The sequence below is a fragment of the Arthrobacter sp. P1_C12_2 genome (assembly GCF_056406415.1).
The window spans coordinates 76,865-100,708 of the sequence record NZ_JBFUAF010000012.1 but is presented as its reverse complement, the minus strand read 5'-3'; the positions used below and the strand labels follow the sequence as shown (position 1 = coordinate 100,708).

The window sequence follows — 23,844 nt, the reverse complement described above, 5'->3', positions numbered from 1 at the left end:
GGTGGTTGCGGCTGGGAACGACACTGGCCTGAGCCTGCTAGTAGGTGGCCTTGAGGCAGCCGAACTGGGTGTTGCCGGACGACATCCCGGCTACGCCGAGTCCCCACGCGCACACGGTGTAGACGCCGCGTTTGGTCACGGGAATGACAATCCGGTAGCCGTGGTTGCCGGAGACCTGGAAGATTGAGTTGACGTCCGCCCTGTAGCGGCTGGCCACATAGGCCGTGCCTTTCGTGGTGCCGTCGGGGGACGTGACGTAGAGGTGGATGGGAATGTTCGCCCGCGTCATGCCCGGGTCCAGTCCCCAGCCGCTGGCCACAAGCGCGGATCCCGTCCCGCCGAGTTGGACCTTGACGGACTCGAAGTACCCGATCGGCGCGGGGGTGGCCGCAACCCCTACGGTTGAACAGCCCAGGAGGCTGTTGCCCAGCGGGAAGATGCTGACGGCGATGCCGTAGGCGCAGATCTTGTAGCTGCCCGGCGTCTTGACCGGCAGCGCCACCCGGTAACCGTGGTTTCCGGCGGTCCCCATGACCTGGTTGACGTCCGCGCGCGCCTGGTTGGCCGTGTAGGCGGTGCTCTTGGTCACTCCCTTGGGGTCGGTGACGTAGAGGTGCACCGGGATGGAGGCTGCCGGAGTTCCGGGATCCAGACTCCAGCCGGTCACGGTGATGGTCGCCGTCGCCGCGTCCGTCTTGACTGCCGTGCCCTCCAGGAAGCCGGCCGGCGCCGGCGTGGCCCGCGGCGTCAGGGATTTGCAGCCCAGGAGGCTGTTGCCCTGGCTCAGCGGCGTAACGGCCAGGCCGTAGGCGCAGACTTTGTACTGTCCGCTCATGGTCACGGGGATGTCCGAGGTGAAGCCGTGGCTTCCGGTCACGGACATCACCTGGTTGACGTCAGCGCGGCTCTTGTTGGCGGTGATGGCCTTCGTCGTCGTCTTGCCCGCCGGGTCCGTCACGTATAGGTGGACCGGGATGGACGCGGTGGGCGTCCCGGGATCGTAGCTCCAGCCCGTCGCCCGCAGCACTGTCACCCCGCTGACCCGGGTGAGTGCCATCGACTCGAGGTAACCGGCCGTGGGCGCCGACCCGGCCAGGGTCAGGGACCGGCAGCCCAGATCCACGGTTTCGACACTGCCCAGGGCGTAAACGCAGACCTTATATACGCCGGCGGTGGTCAGGTTGAAGGAGCGGGTGAACCCGTGGTTGCCGGTCACCTGCATGATTTGGTTGACATCCGGGCGGGCCTGATTGGCCGCCACGGGGTAGCCCGTTGCAGTACCGCCGGGCGGCGTCACATAGATGTGGACGGTGGACGATTCGGAGGACTTGGCGGAGTCGTACGCCCAGCCGGCGACGTCCAGGCGGGCAGTGGTGCCGGACCTGGTGATGGCCATCGAGTCAACGTAGCCCTTGGCGGGCGCCCCGGGCGGGCGGATGGTTACAGTGGCCGCGGTGTTGCTGACCGAATCGATGCTGACCTTGGTGCCGGCGTGCGTGGTAAACGTCTGCCCGGCCTGCCAGGCCTGGGTGTTGCTGTAGTAGCCGTTGAAGGCCGATGCGCGGGTATCGGGCGGGAGCAGGATCGAGGAGTTTCCTCCGCCCTGCTGGGTGATCTTCACGCCGCGGTTTCCGGCCTGAGCAATCACGGCGTCATAGCCCACGGCGGTCCGGAGTTCCAGGAAATACACCTCGCCGGACTTCGGGTCAGTGAACTTCGCGGCGCGGCTGGCACCTGTTCCGGCCCAAGGCTTGAGCGTCACCGTTCGAGGGACGGACAACGTGCCCAGGTTGGCGATCTCGTTACCGTTGCCGAACCGGCCCATCTCCCAGAAACTCGCGCTGATTTCCGGCATCTCGTCGAAGTGCGAGATGCCCATCAGGTCCAGGTTGTCGCCGTAGGTCTTGATGCTGCAGGAGGCATCCGCAAACCCGGCGAAAGGCCCGGAAGCCACGTCCATGGCGCCGCTGCCGCACAGCAGGCTGTTGGCATGGTCCATGCCAAGGGCGTGCCCGAACTCATGTGACAGGACAGGCGTGGAGAGCCGGCTGTTCTGCGGCATCAGGATGCGGCCGCCAATGTTGCCGTTGCTGTAGGTCATGCCCGCGGCGCCGTTTGTGAGGTAGGCACCGGGGATGAACATGACCAGTGCCGTATAGGAACTCTGCGTCCAGCCCAGCTCCTGGGAGACGATGTCCACGATCTGCGACGGCGACTGGGTGGATTTCGCCGCTGACTTGTGCAGCTGACGTGATGAGCTCAGCGCAATGTCCACCCGGCCCGCGGTGGCGTAGGCCCAGTAGCGGTTTGCCGCGCTGAGCGATGCCTTCGCCGCCGCCATGGGGACGGCCGCGTCCGTCTCGGCTGCAGACTTGTCGGCCAGCTGCACCGTCACCAAGGTGGTTTTCAACGTGCCGGCCAGCGGCGCGCTGACGTAGGTGTATTCGGACTTGGCCCTGCCTGCTGGCGGTTCCGGGCGCACAAAGTCGTCCACCTGCACCTGGGGGCTCGGATCCGAGACCGCCGGAACGGCACCAAGAGACGCCGCGCCCGGAGCCACAGCGGACGCCGACGCCGGTACTTCTACAGCGGCCACGGCGGCCTGCGGCAAGGTTGCTGCCAGCATCACGGCGGCAATCAAGGTTGCCGCTATGTTTAGTTTTCGCAAAATTGCTCGCTTAAGGGTGAGACCGAAGGTGGAGACCTGTTGGTGGGAGCGACGTAAGTTGCATACAGCATAAACGGCAATTCACATCTATCACCCCAGTAACTTTGATCTCCAAAATCACAACTGCATCACGCATTCTTCTTTGCAAGTTTTTGCGCAGCACCGGCGCACCATTTCGCCACCTGAATGGCACGTGCCAAACTCTTAGCCGTGTCTCCTTCCGTCGCCGCGGTGAATACCGCCACCCGCAGGGTGCTCGCCTTCGCCGTCGGCGGCCTCATGCTGTGGCTAATCATCGCCGTTCAACTCTTCGTCAACGTGGATCCGCTCAGCGTGCACCGGACGGACGCCGTCATCATGCTCGGCGGCGCGGCCACCGAGCGCCTTCCCGTGGCCCGGCAGATCCAGTCCGAATTTCACATTCCGGTCCTGGTGATCTCGCACACGGACACGTTCGGCAACCGTGCGGCGGATGAGGCCTGCAATTCAGCAGTCTTTCCGAACCCAAGCGTCATCTGCTTCCGGCCCCCGGACCTGGACACGAGGGGGGAAGCGCGGGCTATCTCCCGGCTGATCGAGGCCAACGGCTGGAAGTCCGTCACGGTTGTGACCTCCAGCTACCACGTCACCCGTGCCGGGCGCCTGATTGGGCAGTGCACGACGGCGGACGTACAGATGGTTGCCTCTCATCCGGACCTGGATTTGGGCCAATGGCTCCGGCGGTTTGTGATCGAAACCGGAGGCCTAGTAGACGTTTCCCTCAGGCCAGAATGCGCCAATCGGTGAGCGGAAATGTAACAATTGAACCTCATCCGGTTGAACTGGTCAGCCGGTTCGGGCATCTGACCGACGCGAGGAGGACATGCTGGAACACTCTCCCGACAGCCCTCCCCCGCTGGTTGCCGCGCCGCGGCACCTACGCAGACGGCGCATGCACACGGAGATCGCGGACGCCCTCCTGGTGCCCGGAGCGGAACCGATTCCCCTCAAGGAACCGCCGGCTCCCGCAGACCGCGACGTTGCACACTCGGACCCTGCAAAGCAGGATGCCGAAGACCCGGTCAGTGCAGTCCAGGACAAAGAAGCCCAGCAACTCGCCCGCGACAAGCAGTACCGGCGCAAACGGCGGGTGGCCCTTGTGGCCGTTCTCTTTGTCGCCATCGCCTTGCCGGCAATCGTGCTGGCCCTGCTGCTCGGCTGAAGCCGGGCCTCAAACCTTAGCAACCGCTCGCACACCCTTGGGGAAAAACCATGCACAGCATCATGCCGATCTTCGGAACCAGGCCGGAAGCCATCAAGATGGCGCCGATCGTCAGTGCCCTGCAGGAGTCTCCGCTCTTCAGCTGCATCGTGACGGTCACGGGACAGCACCGCGAAATGCTGGACCAGGTCAACGAGCTGTTCGGCATTGTTCCGGATCATGACCTCAACATCCTGCAGCATGGGCAGTCGCTGTCGGCCATCATGACGCGGACCATCGACGGGCTGGAAAAGCTGTTCGCCGCGACTCGTCCGCACGCCGTCGTTGTCCAGGGCGACACCACCACCTCCACCGCCGCAGCCATCGCTGCGTTTTACCACGGCATCCCAGTGGTGCACGTCGAGGCCGGGCTGCGCAGCGGTGACCTGCTCTCGCCGTTCCCCGAGGAAGCCAACCGCAAGATCACCAGCCAGATCACCCGGCTCCACCTGGCGCCCACCTCCACGAGCAAGGCAAACCTGCTCAGGGAAGGCATCAGCGCCGAGGACATCGTGGTGACCGGGAACACTGTGATCGATGCCCTGCTCGCCACGGTGGACAAGCAGCTCCCCTTCACGGACCCCCGGCTGGAAGAATTGGCCGCCAGCGGCCGTGAGATCCTCCTGGTCACCACGCACCGGCGCGAAAACCAGGGCGAATCCATGCGCAGCGTGGGGCGGGCTCTGGCCCGGATTGCCGACGCCGAACCGGACCTCATGATCGTGCTGCCCGCCCACAAGAATCCCGTAGTACGCGAGGCAGTGCTTCCCGCACTGGAGGGCAAGGCCAACGTGCTGGTCACGGAACCACTGGCCTACGGCGAATTCACCCGGATGCTGTCCCGGGCGCACATCGTCCTGACAGACTCCGGCGGAGTGCAGGAGGAGGCCCCCAGCCTCGGCAAGCCGGTTCTGGTGATGCGGGAGAACACCGAGCGGCCCGAGGCCCTTGAAGCCGGCACCGTCAAGCTGATCGGCACCGACGAAGAACGGATTGTTGCCGAAGTGACCCGCCTCCTGCGCGATCCCGCGCACTTTGCCGCCATGGCAAATGCAGTGAACCCCTACGGCGACGGCAAGGCTGCAGCCCGCACGGTCGCCGCCATCGAAGAGCTGCTGGGCGTCGGCTACCGGAGCGCGGAGTTCAGCGGGGCCTAGGCGCGCCTCACGACTGCCCGCAGAAGCCTCTGCAGACCCGCCTGACCTCGGAAAACACGTCGAACACGAGGGGCGTTTCGTGAAACAATAAGTATTCAACAGGCAAGGATGCGGGTTGCCGGAATTGCGTTCTCCGACCACGGATCTGGCTCCCCTGGATTCGGGCCCGATTCCGCCGCAGCGCCAGGGGGTGCACATGGACCGCAGGACGTTCCTCACCGTTCCCCTCGCCGTCGGTGCAGCCGCCCTGGCCGCCTGCACCCCCGAGCCAGCACCCGCACCGCACGTCACGTCGGCCCCGGCCATTCCGCCAACGCCCAAAGTCTCTCCGACGCCTAAAGTCTCCCCAACCCCCAAGGCATCCCCGCCAACACCACTCGTCACCCCATCAACGCCGAAGACTGGCCTTAAGGGTGTCGGCATGACTGGAATCAAGGAATTCGGCGCGAAGCAACTGGATGCCCTCGATGTCGGCTGGTACTACACGTGGGGCGCTGACTACCCGGCCCTGCGGCTCGCCTCCAGCCCGGTCCCTGAATTCGTGCCAATGGTCTGGGGGAAATCAACCCTGCGGAACAAGGCCATTGCGGAAATCCGGTCGGAGCGTGAGGTCTCCCGCGCCATGCATCTTCTTGGCTTCAATGAACCCGACCATAAGGGCCAGGCGGACATGTCTGCCCGCAAGGCCATTAAGCTGTGGCCCCAGCTGGAAGAAGCCGGTCTCAGGCTCGGGTCTCCGGCGCCGGTTCAGGCCCTCGGCGATTGGCTCAAGCAGTTCATGGACGCCGCCGCTGCGAAGGACCTGCGGGTGGACTTCGTCACGATGCATCACTATGCGCCGCCCCGTGCAGACTCGTTCCTCAGAAACGTGCAGAAACTGCATGAACGCTACGGGAAGCCGATTTGGATCACCGAATTCGCCGTGGCCGACTGGAAGGCCACTGCAAAGTCGCCCACCCGGTTCACGGAGAAGGAAATCATGGCGTTCATGAGCGAGACCGTCGCCGGGCTCCGGGAGATGCCATTCGTGGAGCGCTTCGCCTGGAAGACCAGGGCCCATGACGATCCCATCATGGGTGCCTCCGCCCTGCTCCGCGCTGACGGTTCCCTCTCCCCCACAGGTGAGCTGTACCGGTCCCTCTAGGGGCCGCCTCCACCCAACGACGTGGGCCGCTGCAGGCCGTGCAGAAAACTGCGCATTTCCTGTGTATTGCCGGGGCTTTCCTGGGCGTTCCCCCTGCTAAGTTGACTCCAGCCACAACTGAATCAGAGACCACACAGGCCAGAGCAGTCACTCATCGACGTCGCCATTAGTGCGCGGAATCCACAGGGACGGGCACGCCCTGGCCTTCGCATCTCTGCACCAGTCATGGAGCCCCAGCCAACCTTCCACGAACGGAACTCATGGAACGCCGTAAGTTTCTCACCATGCCCCTGGCCGCAATGGCAGCGCCGGGCGCCCTGCTCGCCGCCAACGCGGGACCCGCCCAGGCAGCTACGGCTCCGGCAGGAATCCCAACCGTCCCGTCCATCACGTTGCCCGCTGACACCCTCAAGGGATTCGGGCACGGCGGGAAGGACGCCCTGGCGCTCCAGCAAATCAGGAGCCTCAAGCTGGACTGGCACTACACCTGGGGATCGCACTACAACGTCACCACCAGCCCTGCATTTGTCCCCATGGTCAAGAGCGCCAGGACCCTGCTGGAGCAGGACGCCATCGGCTGGGTTACGCGCCAACTGGCCCAAACGAAGACCAAGCACTTGCTGGGCTTTAACGAGCCGGACAACCGCGCCCAAGCCAACATGTCCGTGGACGAGGCCATCCGCCTGTGGCCCAAACTACAGGCGACCGGGCTGCGGCTTGGATCCCCGGCGCCTGCGGGTACGGCGAGCCCCTGGCTTGCGGACTTCATGGCGAAGGCCAAGCAGAAGGGGCTGCGGGTCGATTTCATGACCATGCACCGATATGCCTGGCCCAAGGCGGACGACTTCCTCCGCAAGGTCACGGAACTGCACGAGAGGTACGGCAAGCCGGTCTGGGTGACTGAATATGCAGTGGCTGACTGGGACGCCACGTCGACCCGGCCCAGCATCTACTCCCGGGCCCAGACTGAGGACTTCATGCGTGCCACCGTGGCGGGTTTGCGTGCGATGCCGTTCGTGGAACGCTTCGCCTGGAAGACCAGGCCGGCCCTGGACCCGAAAATGGGATGCTCGGCCCTGTTCCACACGAACGGAACCCTGACGAGCACAGGCAGGCTGTACGCGTCCCTGTGATGCGCTGACAGCCTCTGGCAGCAACCGGACCTCATATGACCCGGTCTAGGCCCGATAAAGCCGAAAGGATCCCACCAGGGCGTTCAATCTGGTGGGATCCTTTGCTGTTGCTGCTGTAATAGCTTCTACGCCGGCGTGCCCCTAGTTGGCTGCGGCGAGTTCCAGCAGTTCGCTCTTGTGGCCGAGCGAGACGATGTCCCAGCCGGCAGCATTCCACTTCTCGTGGTCCAGGACATTGCGGCCGTCAAACATGCGCTTGTGCGACACCGCTGCCGCCAACTCCGTGGGGTCGATGCTCACGAATTCGGACCATTCGGTCAGCAGCATGACCAAGTCGGCGTCCGCGACGGCTGTCGCCAGGGAATCCACGTAGTTCAGTCGCGGGTACCGCTTCGCAGCGTTGGCATTGGCAGCGGGGTCGTAGACGCTGACGTCCGCTCCGCTGTTGAAGAGCCGTGCCGCCACGTCCAGGGCCGGCGAGTCGCGAACGTCGTCGCTGTTGGGCTTGAACGAGACGCCGAGAACGGCGACGCGCTTGCCGTCCACGGTGCCCAACAGCGTCTCAGCGACGTGGACGGCACGGTCACGGCGGCGGAGGTTGACTTCGTCGACTTCGTTCAGGAACCGCATGGTGCTGTCCAGGCCGAGTTCGGAGACCCGTGCCTGGAGTGCCCGGATGTCCTTGGGCAGGCAGCCGCCGCCGAAGCCGATGCCAGCATTGAGGAACCGGCGGCCGATGCGGGCATCGAGACCGATCGCGTCGGCCAGCGTCCGGATGTTGCCGCCCACGGTCTCAGTGACCTCTGAGAAAGCGTTGATGAAGGAGATCTTGGTTGCCAGGAAGGCGTTGGCTGCAACCTTCACCAGTTCAGCCGTCTCGAAGTCCGTGGAGATGAACGGAGTCTCGCGACTGATGGCGTCGGCGTAGACCTCACGCAGAGTCTTTTCAGCGGCCGCGGAATCTACGCCGATGACCAGGCGGTCTGGACGCAGAGTGTCCTCCACGGCGAAGCCCTCGCGCAGGAACTCGGGATTCCAGGCGAAGTTGACCGTCACGCCGTCGCGCGACTCTTCGGCGACAAGGCCTTTCAGGCGACGCGCGGAGCCCACCGGAACGGTGGACTTGCCGACGATCAGAGAGTCCTTCGTGGCGGCTCGGGCAATCGCAGCAACCGATGCGTCCACGTACGTCATGTCGGCAGCGTGCTCACCTGCCCGCTGCGGGGTGCCGACGGCGATGAAGTGCACGTCACCGAAGGCGCCGGCTTCTTCAAACGAGGTGGTGAAGCGCAGGCGGCCGGACTCTGTGTGCTTGCGCAGGAGTTCGGGCAGACCAGGCTCGTGAATGGGCAGTTCGCCCCGGCTAAGGCTGTCGATCTTCTCTTTATCGACGTCGACGCCCAGGACTTCGAATCCCAGTTCAGCCATGCAGGCCGCATGGGTCGCGCCGAGGTATCCCGTACCGATAACGGTTAGTCGTAGTGTCACTAGTCCCCCTCTGTAGCACCGTTGTGGTGCACGAACCGGCCACGTGGTGGATGTGACCAAACCGTGCCATCCTATCGCGTGTTTGGGAACGGTTCACATCGAGTGATCCTCCTTACGTCTGGTACCCGATATGGGCCAACACGGCACGAAGGGGACTCGTGCGTCTGAGGCCGGCAGTCACCGGTAGAATTCCTCCATGACTTCATTGCCGGGCACTTCCAAGAACATCTTCATTTACGGAAGCTGCGTCACCCGCGACGCAATGGAGTTCATGCCACCTTCTATTACGCTCAACGGATACGTAGCCCGACAATCCCTTATAAGCGCTTGCAATCCATGCAATCCCAAGGACTTCGATTTCGCGAGCATCAAGTCTGCATTCCAGCGCAGGATGTATGAACTCGATGTGAGCGGCGGAGCCATGAGGAAGATTCTTATGCACGGCGCTGAGAGCGATTTGATCCTGTGGGACATAACCGACGAGAGACTAGGCGTCGTGCAGGTCCAATCGAGCGGGTATGTGACCCGAAATGTGAACCATGTCAATGCCGGCCACTACAAGGGTGCGCATAAGTTCGGCCGAATCCTTGAATTCGGCAATGACGATCATTTCAAAATTTGGGAAGATAGTTGCCGTAGCGTTCTCGACGACTTGACAAATTCCGGCCTATTTCCGAAAGTACGCGTCATGCATACGGAGTGGGCAGAGGTCGATGATTTGGGAAATACGCTCGAGGCTGGCCTCGTGTTCAACCAGGCGGCGCAACGCTACTACGACGTCCTAGAAGAGTCAGGGCTCGAGCAAATCATCACGCCCGCCGCTCTAAGCGCGGGAAAGTCGACTCATAAGTGGGGGATGGCGCCTTTCCATTTCACGGATGCGACCTACATGCACATCGTCGGAGAACTGGAACGCTTGTTTGCAGGCACTACAGCCAGCGCGCCTGCCTGACTTAGCTCTTCGTTGTTCGTGGCATGCGGCATTCTCGTTGAGTGTCATGGGGCCGTCCGTACGGTGCTGGCCATGAAGACAATAGACTTGCAGTTCCCGCCGTTGCGGTAGCCGGGGGCGGTGCGTTGGATGTGTTTGATCCCGGCGTTGTTCGCCTCGACCTTTCCGGTGATGACGCCGGTGAAGGCGAGGACCTCAATTCCCTTCCAACACCGGCACAAGGTGCGACAGAGCTTGTTGCGTCCCGGCGTCCGACATCTTCAACCAGGATCTTGATTTCCCCTTTCGCGGCTCTCCGCGGTTCGTGGTGAACGCGGGCTTGTGTCTCTAAACGCGTGGGCCCGGAGCTCTGTTTTTGATGGATGTTCTTAATATATTCATCGATGACAGGACTACGAGCCTTGACCGAGCTTTACTTCCCGGTGCGCTGATGCTGCCGCAGCCACTTCAACCTGCCTGACTACGGCGTCACTTAGTTACTGACGGATCCGCTTTGACTAAACGGCCGAGGCCGGCTGCCACTCGTGTGGGGTGATCGGCAGTTCGCGTGCGTTCTTGCCGGTCCCAACGCCCCCCATGACATTCCCGTCGCCGGACCGGTCGAGATGCCCTGGTCCAAGCGGAGGTTCTTCTGACAGGCTCAGTCAAGAGAGTGTGAGCCGGTTGTCGCGAGGCCCAATGTTTCGGGCCAAGGGAAATCATTCATGGTCACAATCGATGCACTCGGTGAGTGATGCCTCGATACCTTGGGTCAGGCCAGCGTGGGGAAGAGCTTTCTGACTTCGTCCATGTTGCTAGCCGGTTTGAATTTCGCCAAGTGTGATTTTGCTTGCCCGTCTGCGGTGTCGTTGAGACGGGTGTCCTGCCCGTCGTGGTGCGTCCAGATGAATACCGGATGCCGGGAGTCAACGATGAAGGGTGCCAATCGATCACTCGTCCGGTGGTTCCCTGATTTGGGAAACGAGAGGATGCCAGCCCCGGCATCGTACGCGCCGATGAACGCCTGACCCTGTGCGAGCATTGTCCTGTGAAGTTCGCGGAAGTCACTGAATCCCCCCTCGGCTTGGTACAGACCGAGGTATCCAAACCCGAAAGACACACCCTTTCCTTGGTTGCCGGGGGTGGTGTGGGCGTTTAGACGGTCAACAAAATCGGTGCTGAGCAAGTCGTCATCGTCAATCCTGAACCATGCCACGAGGGACGAATCCGCGGCCCGTTCTCGGAGTATCTTCTCCATGAGCGAGCGGGGCGAGAGCGCATATTCCTTGTCGGAGTTAAGCACGATGAACGAATAGCGCGCCGCGAGTGCCTTCAATTCGTTCTTCCATTTCCCCGGCATTTCTTCGGAGTACTGGACGATATGCTGGAAGTCGTACTTCGCCGCGTAGCGGGCATAGATGGGCACCGCATAGTCCTTGAAGATTCGCAGGCGCGGCGTCATACGCGCATCGCTGTAAAGGTACTTGTGCAGGGCATCCGGGTCCTGCAATGAATCGTCCCGGGTTGCCTCCCATGCCCCCGAACCGGGGAGGAAGATACTAAAACGTGTTACCCCAAAGAACTTGTTGGTCGTCATCTGGCCATTCTTTCTTGCCGTAGTGAGCGTATTAGTCATCCATGCACATCCGTCCGAATGCATCCTAAGGCAGACTTCGAGCCGAGGGGCGTGCGGCATGCGGCATGCGGCATGCGGCATGCGGCTAGTTGAAGTCCGAGACCGATGGGTTTCGAGATACTCCGCCGACCTATGCGATTAGCATCGCCCCTGCAGGACCAAAAATTCACACGGAGGGCGGCCCCAACCAACTATCCCTTCGCATACCAAAGAAGTCCCGCATAAAGGTCCCTGGCCGTCCGGTAGTAAGCGCGATGCGTCGGTTCCCGGCTGATTAATTTCGCAAGCGCCGTCCGGCTGAAGGCTCCGTCGAACTGGTCACTCGGGATGCTCGCCACAATTTCGCGCAGACCGTCTCTAACAGCCGGAAACTGCGTCGCAAGGCGGGTCTGCATGTTAAGCTTCAGCGCCCGATCCTTGTCCGCCTGCGAAGGTTTGAAACCGTCGACCCTGTCGACATTTGAGGGCACAAGTTTGATTGCCCGGTCGTACGTCGGCTTTCCCTCCTGGGCAAAGTGCCTGCGCTTGGGCTGACCACGCAAGTCTAGGAAGGCTTCGTTGAACCGGTCATAGTCGAATGGATATGACGACAGGCCCGGCGCCATGCTTTCCATGAGGTCGAACCCGATCACGTTTGCATGCCGGCGTGCAGCGTCGACCCGGAGTCCAAGCGATGCGCCGGCGAGAGAATAGAGCGGATCAACCCGCGCACCTGACGATGCATGACCGCGGGCAATCTCACCGATGAAGTACCGATTCCTGCGCGCCATGTAAACGTAATCCAGTCGAGCGTCCTTCCGCACGCCGTTGACGTCAGCTTCATCAATGGCCGCTTGAAGACGAACTTTTGCTATACCGACCGACTGGTCCGATAGCAGTCTCTTGCCCAGGTCCTGGGAAAAGGCCAACGAGCCGAACATGTGTTCGGCCAAATCATCAATGTCTTTTTCCGAGGATTCGCCTCGGTTATAGAAAGATCGGAATAACTCCCCGTAGCCGCCCCCAAGGATGATGGTCCCGCTATTCACGTTGCCCTTGTGCGTGACGCCAGAGTTTATCCCAGCGGTGTGCTGAAACCCCCAAAGTAGTTGCTCTTCAAGGGTCTCGGGTATGAAAGCGGAGTCGACTCCACTGTTTTCGGTCATGGTCAGGCCGTACTCAAGGGCTACCTTTTGGGCGACAACCTGGTCGGGTTCATTAGTCCCTCCCGAGCAGAAATACGAATAAGCGTCCTTCTCACCCAATGCGAGGATCGCCGAAAGAACCATTCGGGAATCGATTCCGCCCGTAAGATGGGCGACTTTGCGCTTTGCTACTGCTTGCGAAAGGGCTTCAACGTTTGCAAGGATCTCCATCCGAGCGATTTCAATTGAGTCCTCGTAAGATTCTCTGCTGTGGAAGAAACCCTCTTTGGCCGGATACTCGAGAGTCCTTGCTGCGTCCTGGGTGAACTCCATGTAAGTGAACTGCGGCAGAACACTGATGTCCTCATAGCTGCTATCTACAAGCCCGCCACTGCCTGTCGCCACAAGCGATGCCACATACTCCAACGACTTCTTGGGGTTCTTCTGGATCAACTTGAGAAACGAAACAAGAGCCGCCAAGTCTGACGAAACCGCCACCCCGTCGTTGTCTTCGTGCCGGAAAACGAGGCCACCTCCGAGCGGGTCAGGAAGGATACTCACTGACTTATTCGGGGAGTCATATACGTAGATTGTCAAAGATCCACGCATCTCTTGACCAAGGCGTTTCAGCGGAATATTTCGTAGCTCGCTGTGGGCAACAGAAGCGGATTCCAGATCACTAATCAGGCGCCCTCTGAGAACTCCGGTGCCGTGCGAGCCGATCACGGATCGCGTCGATGCTATCGACGTCCGAGCCGCGCCGACGGCGTAGACGCCAGGAATGATCTGAAAGCCATCGAGCGCTGGCTGTGGACCAGCGGACCAGTAAATGACAGGAGCCGATTGCAATGTGGTACCAACTGTCCTAATGATTTGGGATTCAACTTTGGTTGATTCTATCGAACAAAGCGCTATCGAGAATGTTCACGTGTCGCGCGCAGGTGCCTACGGACGATCACCATCGAGACAAACTGCCTTCGGTGGAGGTTCCGTTTGTCCCGCTTGGCTTAATCTTCATCCTCCAAGAACAAACCGACGCGAGTGAAGAAGGCATCCTCACTGAAGTTCTTCCGCGCATGATCCAACGCTAGTTCGGACTGAGCACGGTATAACTCCGGGTTTCCCCACACTCGGTCGACAAGTTGCCAGACCTCATGCGGGTCGGCATAAAGTGCGCCGCGACCAAAAGTCTCCTGCATATACTTGGGAAGTATCACGACGAGTCCCTTGGCGATGGCCTCTGCAGTCGACATTCCGAACGACTCGACTAAGTTGTCGTCGTGGAAATAGACCCAGAAATCAAGTTCCTCAAGGAAGTCCGATGGTTCCATCGAACCGAATTCGTAGACCTTCCAAGCTGGCGATTCTCCCGCCAACACTTCAACGGCATGATCGGCCCCACCCAAGATCCGAATGTCGTGCTCCCCTGTCACCGGGTACACCGTTTCCAGTACAGCGCGGTCCTTGGGCCATTTTTGCGCATGATCCCGGGCGTGCCGACCGATGACGGGAGCACGCAATGGGTCTCCGGTCCGTGGTTCTCGATCGGGGGTTGCAACCGTTCCGTTCCAATTAAACCGTGACAAAACAGACGGTGGTGTCTGACCGCGAAGCAAGCCCCGAATCAGGCCGGACTCCGGCGAAACCACAGGCGTTACACCAAACACTGAACGTGCATTCCGCACCGCATCCCGCATATCGTAGATGGACTCCTTACCGTCACGCCCAAAGGGAGCGTGATTCACCACGACAACCAGGTTCTTGCACTGGACATCAGATCGTGATGGGTCTATGTACTGCAACACGCTGGGGTGTCTGACGATCACAAGGTCTACATCGACGTGGTCGAGCCGAGATACGACGTAGCAATTGTCGTGCTGCGCCAGGTCAAAGAATTTTTTCCGTATCGGCAGGCGGTTGGCATTCACTGGGGAGTCAATTTGCATCAATCCCACACGATATCCGCGAGACAAGAGAAGTTCGACCTCAGCCGCCGAAATCGATGAATTGCCGCCCGGGAAGCGAAAGTCGGTCGCGTAAATGACATCCAACTGAAGCCGTTGCCGGTCTTGCTTGCTGCCAACCATTCCAACCGGCGCCCTGAAAGCGCGTGAACTCGAGTTGTCGGCACTGATATAGATGGATCCTGACCCGTCCGCGGAAAGTTCGCCTGTGTGCCAGGCTCGTGAGGCGCGCTGGTACCAGAGCCTGCGCTGGTCGATGTATCCCTTGTAAATCTCGCCCGACGTGAGCGAATCCTCCCGCACACGGAGGAATGACATCGCTGACGAACCTGCCGTCTCGATGGGCTGATTGAAAAAAGACGTGATTCGATCATGCATCTCTGCGTCAGAACTACGGTTAACCAGATCCCAGTAACCTAGGTGCTGAACTACAGCTTCCTTCCAAAACATGAGCGACGAGAAGTTACGTTGCAGGAAGACAGGGTTGTTGTTAATACGGGTGAACTTCAAGTCTGGGGTTGCGCGTGAAAGAAGGGACACATTGGCGATCCTCGTGCGATTTTCCAGCAGATGCTCAACCTGCACTTGGATTTTGCGCGGGTGCGACCAATCGTCGTCGTCGTGAACGGTAACTAAGTCACCAGTCACGTACTGGGTCATTGCGACGTTGCGAGCTTTGTAAGTCCCTCGGTTCTCGGGGAGCCTGATGACTCGAATGCGGGGATCAACATCCGCCCACGGATAAAGGTGCTCGTTATTTTCTTCCGGTGAACAATCGTCCATAATCAAGATTTCAAGGTTCCGCCAAGACTGCGCAAGCAGAGAGCTAATGGCTGTCGAAATTCTGGGCCCGGAGTTGTACGTGGGGATAATGACGCTTACCTTCGGACCGCCATCCACGAACTCCGTAGCGGCACACGCTATGCGGTCCATCGCAGCACCGAGACCGGCTACAATATCAATCGGCTCCATGTTGTCGGCGAGATACATCTTGTTCGTATGTGCCAACCAGGCCGAAAGGACGGCTTGGTTGTCCCCCACCGAATCAAATGGGCGGTAAGTGTTGGCTAGCAACAGCTCCATTTGATGAGCGTTGTACTGGGATATTTCGAATATGGCCGAATATTTCTTTACGTCTGTCCGAAACCCAAGTTCTCCCAACTGCTCCAACATTACGAGCCGGTCGTCCTTGCGAAACCTTTGCTTGCCATAATGAAACAGGGCGAATTTGAACAGCATGACTGCATCATGCGGATCTTCAGGAAGAAGAGCCTGATCCGAAACGATGCGGGCCAAAGTTATGAGGGGCTTGGGGTTCAGCTTGCTGGCGAAACGCTCGGCAAGGCCTTCTTCCTTGGTCCTGAGAGTCGCCCGCACAGCCGTAACGAGCTGGTCGTAATTCATTCGCCCGTTGGTTATGGCGTTGGCCAGAGGTCCCCTCGCCGCGACAGACTTGTTCTGGAGCGCAAATGTTTCCATCAGCTGCGGGCCGGTCCTAAGTATTCGTCGTGCGTACTCAGCGTCAGCACCGTAGCCCTCGATCTTAGTCATGGGACCAATGGCGGTTGACTTGTTATTCATTCAGTGATTCCTAAGCTTGCGTCTGGTTCGGCTGAACTTCAAAGAAGGCTGCCCGGTCGACCCGGCCCACCTCCACAAGGGAGCCATTCGAATAGTCAAGGCTCTTCCAGGCTTCGATGCTCGCTCGCTCGTCGTCGCGATCAGCATCGTCCAAGCAGACGATTGCGCCGAGGTTAAGTGCTCCAGCGAGGGCCACGGCTGCGGGCATGCGGGCAGCTTCACCTGTTGACTGCGGCGGTCCGTCGACAAATACAACGTCGATGGAAGAGAGGTCTTCCCACCCCTGGTACCAGCGCATTGACCTTCCCATGAAATCTTGCTCTACCAGCGGAGCAAGGCGTAGGTCTACATGGTCCTCCAAGCCAGCGGCGACAAGCAGATTCCTTGTTCGATTGAAGTATTCAGGAAGGTGCTCAAATGAAACGAGCTTTCCTCCACCCCGCCGCTGCAGTGCCCGGGCGATCCAGTAAGTTGAGGTGCCGCTGCCGAATTCGACAATCGACGGCGGTGTTTCCGACGCATGGATGTGTTGAGTCAGTTCTACGAGGACTCGTGGCGGCGCCGACCATCCCTCCGGAATCCCAGAATGGATGTCACCGGAATGGGAGCTGTACAACGAGAGCAAGGACGCCATGTCCGTAACAAGTTTCTTACGCAATGACCGCGAATGTTCACCGGTCCGAATGTCGTTGACGGCCACCGACGCCGCGTTATCCCGATGAGCTGACTCGCTGGCTGTGACTGAAATATTCTCATTGACGGCGTCGAATGAGGCCCTGGAAAGCTCCGCCAAAGCGTCAATGTCACTTAGTAGCTGAGCGAGGGACGTGACTTGCCGGTCGGTGGATGCATCAAGGCTCGCCACCGAGTCACGAAGTGCAACTTGTTTGAGAGTTTGCTCGTTGATTCGGCGACCGACAAAATCGATCCGGCCGAGCAACCGATTGCTTTCAGCGGTCCGCTCCCTGCCCTGTGCGGCCAGAGCGTCGCGCGTACCAGCAACCAACAGACCGCTTGACTTCTGATCGGTTCGCACCAATTCGAGCTTGCGTCGAATCCGATCCTGTGCGGACCTTAGCCCGTCGAGATTGCGAGCGGCTGCCTCCTCGGCGAGCTTGATCCGCCCGACATTGGCCGCGACCCCGTTCAATATCTCAAGATTCCGGCGATGCGCCTTTTGGTTCTCACGCTCGGCACTTCGATCCAGTAGACCGAAGAGGACGCATCCCATAACGCACAGGGCAATATACGCCATCGGAACTGTGGTGTTCCCAACGGCTGCCAAACCTGCCGATATCAATCCGCCCAAGGCAACAACAGCGGCCAAGACACGCGCTCGATATCCCAATTTACGTAACAGACTCACGGACAACGTCCCAACTAGTTCACCACGCAACAGACGTAGGTCAATTGCGGGTATTCAACATTTCTTTTCATACAGCCGCTTCGACGGCAAGCTGTCCCCTGACGACGCGCAGAGCACGTGACCCTTGGGTCTCTTTCCGACTCGGACCATCCACCAGATCGCTCAACAGGCGGCGATTCCTACTGCCGTCGGCCTAGCCGAGTTGGCGTCGCAACCGAATGCACTACGGACATCTACCAGTAGCAAAGGCCCCCGAAGCGATAGCCCCCAACCAGCTTCTCCTTGGCTAGCCTACCGCAGACCGCTCTCACCTGGCCGACTGCCTATGCGTCCGAGAGACTCAATTCACTGTCGGCGAGATTTTGCGACCGCAGGCCGTTGTCCATTTTGTGCGTCAGTGCTTGTTTCTGGTCAAAAATCTAAGAAGGCCGCGACGACGCCTATTACCGGAGACCGGCGAACGGGGTTCTTCATCCTCGTCTTCCGCGACTACGAGCTCTGCGCCGAAAAACCCTGCGTGGGCTTCAAGTAGATTGGCTCGGAACCGCCCCCGGGAGGGAGGTTTATGGCCTTCCTGCTGTTCCTGCGGAACAAATTCGATCCGCCCGGATTCATCGAACCCGCCCAATGATGGCACAACTCCACGCGCCTCGGCGAAGGGCGTGTAGTGCTTGTTGTAATGGTCCGGATCCCGCGTGTTCTGAACGAACCGAACAAAGTTAATATCAGGCGTCGTTGCATAAAGATGGCGCAGGTCGAATCGTGAACGGTGGGCCCGTTCGACAGCGGCGTACCCCCCCATGTCCGGGAAGGCGGTGCGATAAAACGCTCTGACCACGGAGTTGCGGTAGTCCCCGACGCGGGTTTGGGGAGAGAAACAGACCGCCGCTGACCCGTCTATCTGGCGGGAAACCGCAAGCGCGGCAAATCCACCGCCGCTAGAGCCCGTCAACAGAATCCTGTCGTACCCTGCGACCGTAGCGATGTCCTTGATGAGGTCAGCCACGTCCGAGCTGAAGTCCTGCTCTGAATTCCCGATGTACCAGGCCAGCGCCATAGCCCTGTTGAGGTGCAGCGTCGAATCGGCGATAAAGAGCTGGGCCGCGTCGAATGGCGCAAGCGACCTCCGCCATTCGAAACGGGGCAATTGGAATTTAGATCGCTGCAAGGAGCCATGGAAGCTGACGAGCAGTGTCCTGGATACCTTGGGAGCGTACAAGGCGACGATATCGAGTGGCCCGCCGGAAGAGGCCGGGACGACGAACTCATAGGGCTCAGTCGCCTCATGGTCGATATCGCTGGCAGATGCATACCGGCGGATCTCGACTGCGTTCCGCTCATCCCTGGCGTTGTCGGGCGTCGTGGACGGCAAGGTCACGGGTTCTCTCCTAACTCGAGGGGCCCACGGTTGAGCTTGTTAGTTCGTGGGAAAACTCGTCAGGTTGGTTGTCAGCAGTCCTTGCCGGCGAGGGGTCCGCGTTCTCGTCACTGCTTGTCGGCCAGCCGTGCCGGGTTTGCGAAAGGACTCGTTCAGTCGTCGGGTCCGAGGCGGTCCAGTGAACCGGAGTACCGAACACAGCCATCGCATTGCGCTCGACAGCTCCGACGTCGTACTTATGTTCATCAGACTCGTGGATATACGGCGGTTCGCTCGCCCAGATTTCCACCTGGCCGGCCTCGTGGCCGCTGCGGAGCTCGCGGCTGTATTGGAATGCCGTCGGATCGTAGACGTTTACCACCGCGCAAGTCACGTTGTCGGTGATCTCGACGCGGTGCAGCCGCCCGTCAGAAAATGCCTCCAGCAGCTCCGCCGAAAACGACTTGTCGATAGCGTCTGCATGGAGCAGGCTCGGAAAATGCATGAGACCAATCCGGAGCCCCTGCTCGTTGGCCGCACTCAGGTGGCCGAACATGAGCTCTGATGGTCCCGATTCATCGCCAAAGTCGCCGACGAACAGGATATCAAGTTCCAGGCTTTGCTGTGAATCCGGCAGGAACCGGAGTGGCGCGGGAAACGCGCGCTGCGTCTGCGGGAAGTCCAGGTGACCGGAGTGTTCGCCAGCTTCGATCTTCTTATGCCAGTGCTCGTAGGAGTCCCGGTAAGCCACCCTGTCCGGCGACCGGTAGCCCAGGCGGAAGTCGTCAATCGAGAGATTTGAACTGTTGACCAGAGACAGTGTCAGGGGCGCCTCGGACACTTCCAACGGTTCCTCGCTTTGTACCAGGGCCTGGTACCGGAGGATGAACTCCGTATCCGCCGCCTTGCGGACAGAGTCCCAATGACCCAACCGCTCCCTGATGGTCCCGACATGGAACATCGTGGAGACGTGCGCTGGGGTGATAAAGGCGCCGCGCCAACCACGGTAATGGAAGAAGAGGTCCTCGTCCGCGCGGGTCCACGGCGCGGAGATGAGCCGCCGATCGGACTGTTTCTCGGCGGTCCGGACGAGCAGTTCGATCTTCTGTGGGTGCTGCCAGTCGTCACCGTCGAAAATTGTCAGGAACTCCCCGTTGGCCATCGAGTAGCCAATGTTGCGGGACGTGTAAGCTCCCGAATTCTGCTCATTCAGGACAACCTTGATGCGGCTGTCTTTCGCGGCCCACTTATTGAGGCGGTCGGCGGCGTCGCCGCCGGAGCCGTCATCGACGATGATGATTTCAATGTTTTGATAGCTCTGGTCGATGGCTGAACTGATGGCCAGGTCGGTGAACTCGTCCGGTCGGTACACCGGCATGATCACGGTGACGAGTGGTCCCTCGGTAACTGGTTTCGCGGGTTCGGACTTGAGCCGCAGGAAAGCAGGTTCGGATCCCTCTGTCAGCGTCAACTGAGCGAGCCCGGCGTTCTCGTACATCGCATTGAACTCACGGAGCCAGCCATCGGGGTCTGCGGATTCATCCTTGAAAGGATTGGCGGCATTAGCCCGATACAGATGCAAATCGTTGGCGTTCATCTCTGCCGCGTCATAGAGACCTTGGAGTCGTATGACCTCGGCGCCTTGCCCTGTTCGGGCCAGTGAGTCAAGAAAGAACTCACCGCGTCGCTTGCTCTGGAACGGTTCAGCGCCGAGCCGCTGATAGACAAATGTATATAGTGTCGATGCATTGAGAATGTCATCTTTGAGGATGTTCTGCCGATAGCACAGATCGGCCAGTTGAAGCAGTGCTGACCGGTGCGCGGAGTTTAAGACCTGCAGTACGCGATCGCGGGACTTTCCGCCGATCCTATACATCTCCAAGCCGGCGGCCATGTCCTTCCAGCTCCACCTGCCCGATGTCACCGAGCTGACCAAGGCATCGCGGCCGTCCACAGACCGGAGCTTTGTGAGCCGCTGGACCAGTCTGGCATTGGGGATATTGGACTTCCTGCCCCACCACGCTAGCGCGCCCGGCCTCTTCTGCGCTTCCAGATGACGGGGATGGACACTCTCGGCCCGTTTGGTGGCCCGCCTGGACGCCTTCAGCAGGCGGTCAACATACAGCGCGCCGACGGCAAGCGCGGCCGCGAAGACCAGCACCATCAGGCCCAGGAACCACGGGTCGCGTGCGTAGGCAGCCACCACTAGCGAGGCGAAGAGGACGGCGAAGGCGGCGGCGGCCGCCTTTTTCTTCGGGGACAGGCGCGCAATTCTGCGGAGAGCTTGTTGAAATTTCATTCCCTGAGCCTTCTAGATATGCAAATGAGTAGTACGGGCGGATTGCGACGGGATTGGAGCCGGCATCCGGGCGAAGTGGCTGCGCATGTCCTCGAGCCTCGTTCCGCCCGGGTTGCTCGGAACGGCGCCGATCTGTGGCGGCGGCTGGAACCCGTCCCACTGCTCGGCCACGCTCTGCAGGAAGATGCTGTCGTCCGGATTCCAGGTGTGGCCGCCATGCGAATCCGCCCCGGAGTGGCGTTGCATCATGTAATTCTGGCCGTGGGAGCGGTAGATGAGTCCCCCGGCGGCCTGGACAGCCTGCAGGAGGCAGCGGTCAACGGCGCGATGAACAGGCCGCCATCCTCCCAGCTGACGCAGCTCGTCACGGCCGAGCATCATGGTGCCGCCGGCAACGTGGTCGGAGTACTGCTCACCGAGCGGAGGCCTGCGCGTGGTGATGTCCAGGCTTTCCAGGTATACGAATTCAACCTGCGCCCCCACCAGGGTGGCCCCGCTGAAGTCCTTTGCATGAACTAGGTCCCGCAAGTGGTGCGGGCCGTACCAGTCGTCGTCGTCCATCTTGCAGACGAGATCGCCGCTGGCGGCGCGCACACCGGCGTTCAGCACGTCGCCAAAATTCATGTCGGCCGGAACGGTGCGCACCTGCAGCTCGCCGGGAAACGCCTCAACGGCGCGCCGGGCCTCCGGCAGGTCGGCATCGAAGCCGTGCAGCACCACCACTACTTCCAAGGCTTCCCAGCTCTGGCGGGCCAGCTGTTCCAGGGCCGACGCCAGCTTCTCGGGCCGGCGGGTTGCCAGAACCACACTCACGGAAGGCACGGGAAGCAGCGGCTTGCCGAGCTGGCCCAACAGGGTGTTCCAGACGGCCTTCGGGCTGTAAAGGTCCAGGGCTGTCCGTCGAAGCTCGATCGACTTCGATTCCCGCACCACCGGCGCGTCACCGGCGTCGAACGCCTGGATGCGGTTCACCAGCTGCTCACCGAGCAAGGACCGCACCTGGGCAGGCAACGCCCGGGCCAGCAACGGCACGCCCGCGGTTGCCAGTTGGCTCAGGCGCCGCGCCAACTGCCAGTCCAGGCCGCTGAAGAGGCCGCCATCAACTTCAAGGTAGCCGTGCGGCCGCAGGGCTGCGAGGTCGGCTTCGCTGAGGTCTCCTCCGCTGCCGAGCTCCCCGGGCTCTAGCACGCGCGCCGGCTTGTCCGGGTACGGCAGGAACCCCATGGGTGAGACGACGGCGGTATCAACCGGGGGCAGTGCGGTCCCCGGCGGAGTCCAGACCGGCGGGATCACGCGTCCGGGGTGATCGGCGATTTGCTCGCTAAGCTGCTGCGTGAGCTCGCTGCGCCCAATCAGCACGTCCACGGAATAGATGTCATCCGGCTCGGGGCGCAGGAGCTGTTCGGTCATGAAGCTGCCCAGCGCGTCTCCGGCGAGCCAAGCGCTGGCGGCGGGTTCGGTGAAGCCGACCCTCAGTCCGCCCAGCGCCGGCTGCGGCCCGGCGGGCGAGCAGCAGCCAAGGGCGGCGAGAGCTGCAGCATGCACATTCACCCATTTGCCGCCTTCAACCACCACCGCAAGGCCAAGCCCCGGAACGGTCATTGCGGAAGTGCCAGCTTTGAATTGGAGACTGCGCGGGGTCCAGGCCGGCAAATCGGCGGCCGGGAAGAGTCCCCGGACGACTAGTACGAAGCGTTGCGCCCGTCCTTCGCTGCGAAACAGGGGAAGCAGCGTCCGGGCCTCGGCCAGCGACTCCACCTGCACAACGTAGCTGTCCCACCACAACTGCTCGGCGGGAACGCCGTGCTCCCAGTCGGACCCGCTGCGGGGATTCCGGTGCTCCCAGTCCGTGCGGGCGTAGTCCAGCCCAAGGTCCAAGGCCAGCTGAGCCATGGGAAGGTTGGCGGAACCGACCCCGACGCTCTTGATCTGCATCCTGCTAGCTCCCCGCCCGGCCTGTGCGGGCCTTGAGCCGGCCAAGGATGTAGGCCGGGCCCTTGCGGGCAATTGCCCGGGCGCGGGAGATGCCGCGGTTGGGGGCGAGCCCCTGCTCCAGGCGGCGGCGCTCGACTTCGGACTTCTTCAGCCGGGCCTCGAGCAGCCGAATCTTCTGCTCATAGTCCAGGCGCGTGGCGCCGTCCGCCAGGTCCCGGACCACGATATTCAGGTCGAGGGTTGCCGCCGCGCCCTTGCGCAGGTGCAGTTTGGGCTTGGGCCGCCGGAAATCGTGCAGGCCCAGGGCGCTGCCGGAGACCCATCGTTCACCGCCGGCGCTGCGCGCGGACTTTTCGGGGTCGCCGGCTTCCCGCAGCTCCCGAAGAGTGGCTGTCTGCCACAGTTCGATCGCGCCGGGTTGTCCGTCCACCAGGGCCCTGAGGACCAGTGCCTGCGTCTGCCGCAGGCTGTCGATCATCGCCTCCAGCGAGTGCAGGCCCAGGGCCGTTCCCGCGCTGAGCACAAGCGTGTAGGCAGCTCCGGCAATCTGCTGTTTGTCCGTCCGGAGAAACGAAAAGCGGTGGTCGGTGGCCAGCCACTCCTCCAGCTTGGGCCGGCTGCCGTTCTCCACAAGAATGTCGACGGCGAAGTCCTGGCAAGCGGAGCCGAAAAGCGAGGCGACGGTCCCGGCAATCTCCAAATCCGTAGCCTTTGCGGCCCGGATCAGGATCCGGACGAGAGGGGTCTGCCGCCGAGGCGTGTGCAGGGCCTTGAGGGCAAAGCCGGCATTGCGCAGCTCTTCTTCAATGGACGCTGACACG

16 protein-coding genes and 1 pseudogene are annotated in these 23,844 nt (G+C 61.1%); 6 read left to right on the top strand and 11 right to left on the bottom strand.

Features of this window, described 5'->3' with window-relative positions:
* Positions 1–37 precede the first annotated feature (37 nt).
* A complete protein-coding gene (locus AC1DZQ_RS14085) occupies positions 38–2,629 on the bottom strand; it encodes a hypothetical protein (protein WP_476964115.1) in 2,592 nt (863 codons plus the stop codon).
* Positions 2,630–2,878: 249 nt separating this feature from the next.
* Here AC1DZQ_RS14085 and AC1DZQ_RS14080 point away from each other — a divergent pair, with 249 nt between their 5' ends.
* From AC1DZQ_RS14080 to AC1DZQ_RS14060, 5 genes are all read left to right on the top strand, one after another.
* Entirely contained in the window at positions 2,879–3,454 is a 576-nt protein-coding gene (locus tag AC1DZQ_RS14080) for a YdcF family protein (protein WP_476964114.1), read from the top strand.
* Positions 3,455–3,599: 145 nt separating this feature from the next.
* The gene (locus tag AC1DZQ_RS14075) at positions 3,600–3,869 is read left to right on the top strand and encodes a hypothetical protein (protein ID WP_476964113.1); all 270 of its coding nucleotides are present in this window, start codon (positions 3,600–3,602) and stop codon (positions 3,867–3,869) included.
* Positions 3,870–3,919: 50 nt separating this feature from the next.
* Positions 3,920–5,065, top strand: a complete 1,146-nt coding sequence (wecB, locus tag AC1DZQ_RS14070; protein ID WP_476964112.1) for a non-hydrolyzing UDP-N-acetylglucosamine 2-epimerase — start codon at positions 3,920–3,922, stop codon at positions 5,063–5,065.
* Between the two features lie 421 nt (positions 5,066–5,486).
* Positions 5,487–6,209 (top strand): glycosyl hydrolase, encoded by a 723-nt coding sequence (locus AC1DZQ_RS14065; RefSeq protein ID WP_476964111.1) that lies wholly within the window; start codon positions 5,487–5,489, stop codon positions 6,207–6,209.
* Positions 6,210–6,493: 284 nt separating this feature from the next.
* Positions 6,494–7,342 carry a glycosyl hydrolase gene (locus AC1DZQ_RS14060; RefSeq protein ID WP_476964110.1) on the top strand — a complete coding sequence of 283 codons (849 nt, stop codon included), beginning with the start codon at positions 6,494–6,496 and terminating at the stop codon, positions 7,340–7,342.
* A 141-nt stretch (positions 7,343–7,483) separates the two neighbouring features.
* On the opposite strand, the gene AC1DZQ_RS14055 is transcribed toward AC1DZQ_RS14060, so the two are convergent.
* Positions 7,484–8,830 carry a UDP-glucose dehydrogenase family protein gene (locus tag AC1DZQ_RS14055; RefSeq protein WP_476964109.1) on the bottom strand — a complete coding sequence of 449 codons (1,347 nt, stop codon included), beginning with the start codon at positions 8,828–8,830 and terminating at the stop codon, positions 7,484–7,486.
* 196 nt (positions 8,831–9,026) lie between these two features.
* On the opposite strand from AC1DZQ_RS14055, the gene AC1DZQ_RS14050 reads away from it, so the two are divergent.
* The gene (locus AC1DZQ_RS14050) at positions 9,027–9,782 is read left to right on the top strand and encodes a DUF6270 domain-containing protein (RefSeq protein ID WP_476964108.1); all 756 of its coding nucleotides are present in this window, start codon (positions 9,027–9,029) and stop codon (positions 9,780–9,782) included.
* Between the two features lie 44 nt (positions 9,783–9,826).
* Here AC1DZQ_RS14050 and AC1DZQ_RS14045 read toward each other — a convergent pair.
* The 9 genes and pseudogenes from AC1DZQ_RS14045 to AC1DZQ_RS14005 form a co-directional block, all read right to left on the bottom strand.
* Positions 9,827–10,024: pseudogene (locus AC1DZQ_RS14045) on the bottom strand (transposase); the annotation flags it as partial.
* A gap of 509 nt (positions 10,025–10,533) precedes the next feature.
* Complete coding sequence (locus AC1DZQ_RS14040) at positions 10,534–11,358, bottom strand: glycosyltransferase (protein ID WP_476964107.1); 825 nt, start codon at positions 11,356–11,358, stop codon at positions 10,534–10,536.
* 230 nt (positions 11,359–11,588) lie between these two features.
* On the bottom strand, positions 11,589–13,247 hold the full coding sequence (locus AC1DZQ_RS14035) for a hypothetical protein (RefSeq protein ID WP_476964106.1): 1,659 nt from the start codon (positions 13,245–13,247) through the stop codon (positions 11,589–11,591).
* 281 nt (positions 13,248–13,528) lie between these two features.
* Positions 13,529–16,066 (bottom strand): glycosyltransferase family 2 protein, encoded by a 2,538-nt coding sequence (locus tag AC1DZQ_RS14030; RefSeq protein WP_476964105.1) that lies wholly within the window; start codon positions 16,064–16,066, stop codon positions 13,529–13,531.
* Positions 16,067–16,076: 10 nt separating this feature from the next.
* Positions 16,077–17,321, bottom strand: coding sequence for a class I SAM-dependent methyltransferase (locus AC1DZQ_RS14025; RefSeq protein ID WP_476964104.1), 1,245 nt, complete (start codon positions 17,319–17,321; stop codon positions 16,077–16,079).
* A 505-nt stretch (positions 17,322–17,826) separates the two neighbouring features.
* Positions 17,827–18,810 (bottom strand): hypothetical protein, encoded by a 984-nt coding sequence (locus AC1DZQ_RS14020; protein WP_476964103.1) that lies wholly within the window; start codon positions 18,808–18,810, stop codon positions 17,827–17,829.
* A 10-nt stretch (positions 18,811–18,820) separates the two neighbouring features.
* Positions 18,821–21,088 carry a glycosyltransferase family 2 protein gene (locus tag AC1DZQ_RS14015; protein ID WP_476964102.1) on the bottom strand — a complete coding sequence of 756 codons (2,268 nt, stop codon included), beginning with the start codon at positions 21,086–21,088 and terminating at the stop codon, positions 18,821–18,823.
* Between the two features lie 12 nt (positions 21,089–21,100).
* Positions 21,101–23,023 carry a glycosyltransferase family 2 protein gene (locus AC1DZQ_RS14010; protein WP_476964101.1) on the bottom strand — a complete coding sequence of 641 codons (1,923 nt, stop codon included), beginning with the start codon at positions 23,021–23,023 and terminating at the stop codon, positions 21,101–21,103.
* Positions 23,024–23,027: 4 nt separating this feature from the next.
* Positions 23,028–23,843 (bottom strand): hypothetical protein, encoded by an 816-nt coding sequence (locus AC1DZQ_RS14005; protein WP_476964100.1) that lies wholly within the window; start codon positions 23,841–23,843, stop codon positions 23,028–23,030.
* Position 23,844: the final 1 nt, after the last annotated feature.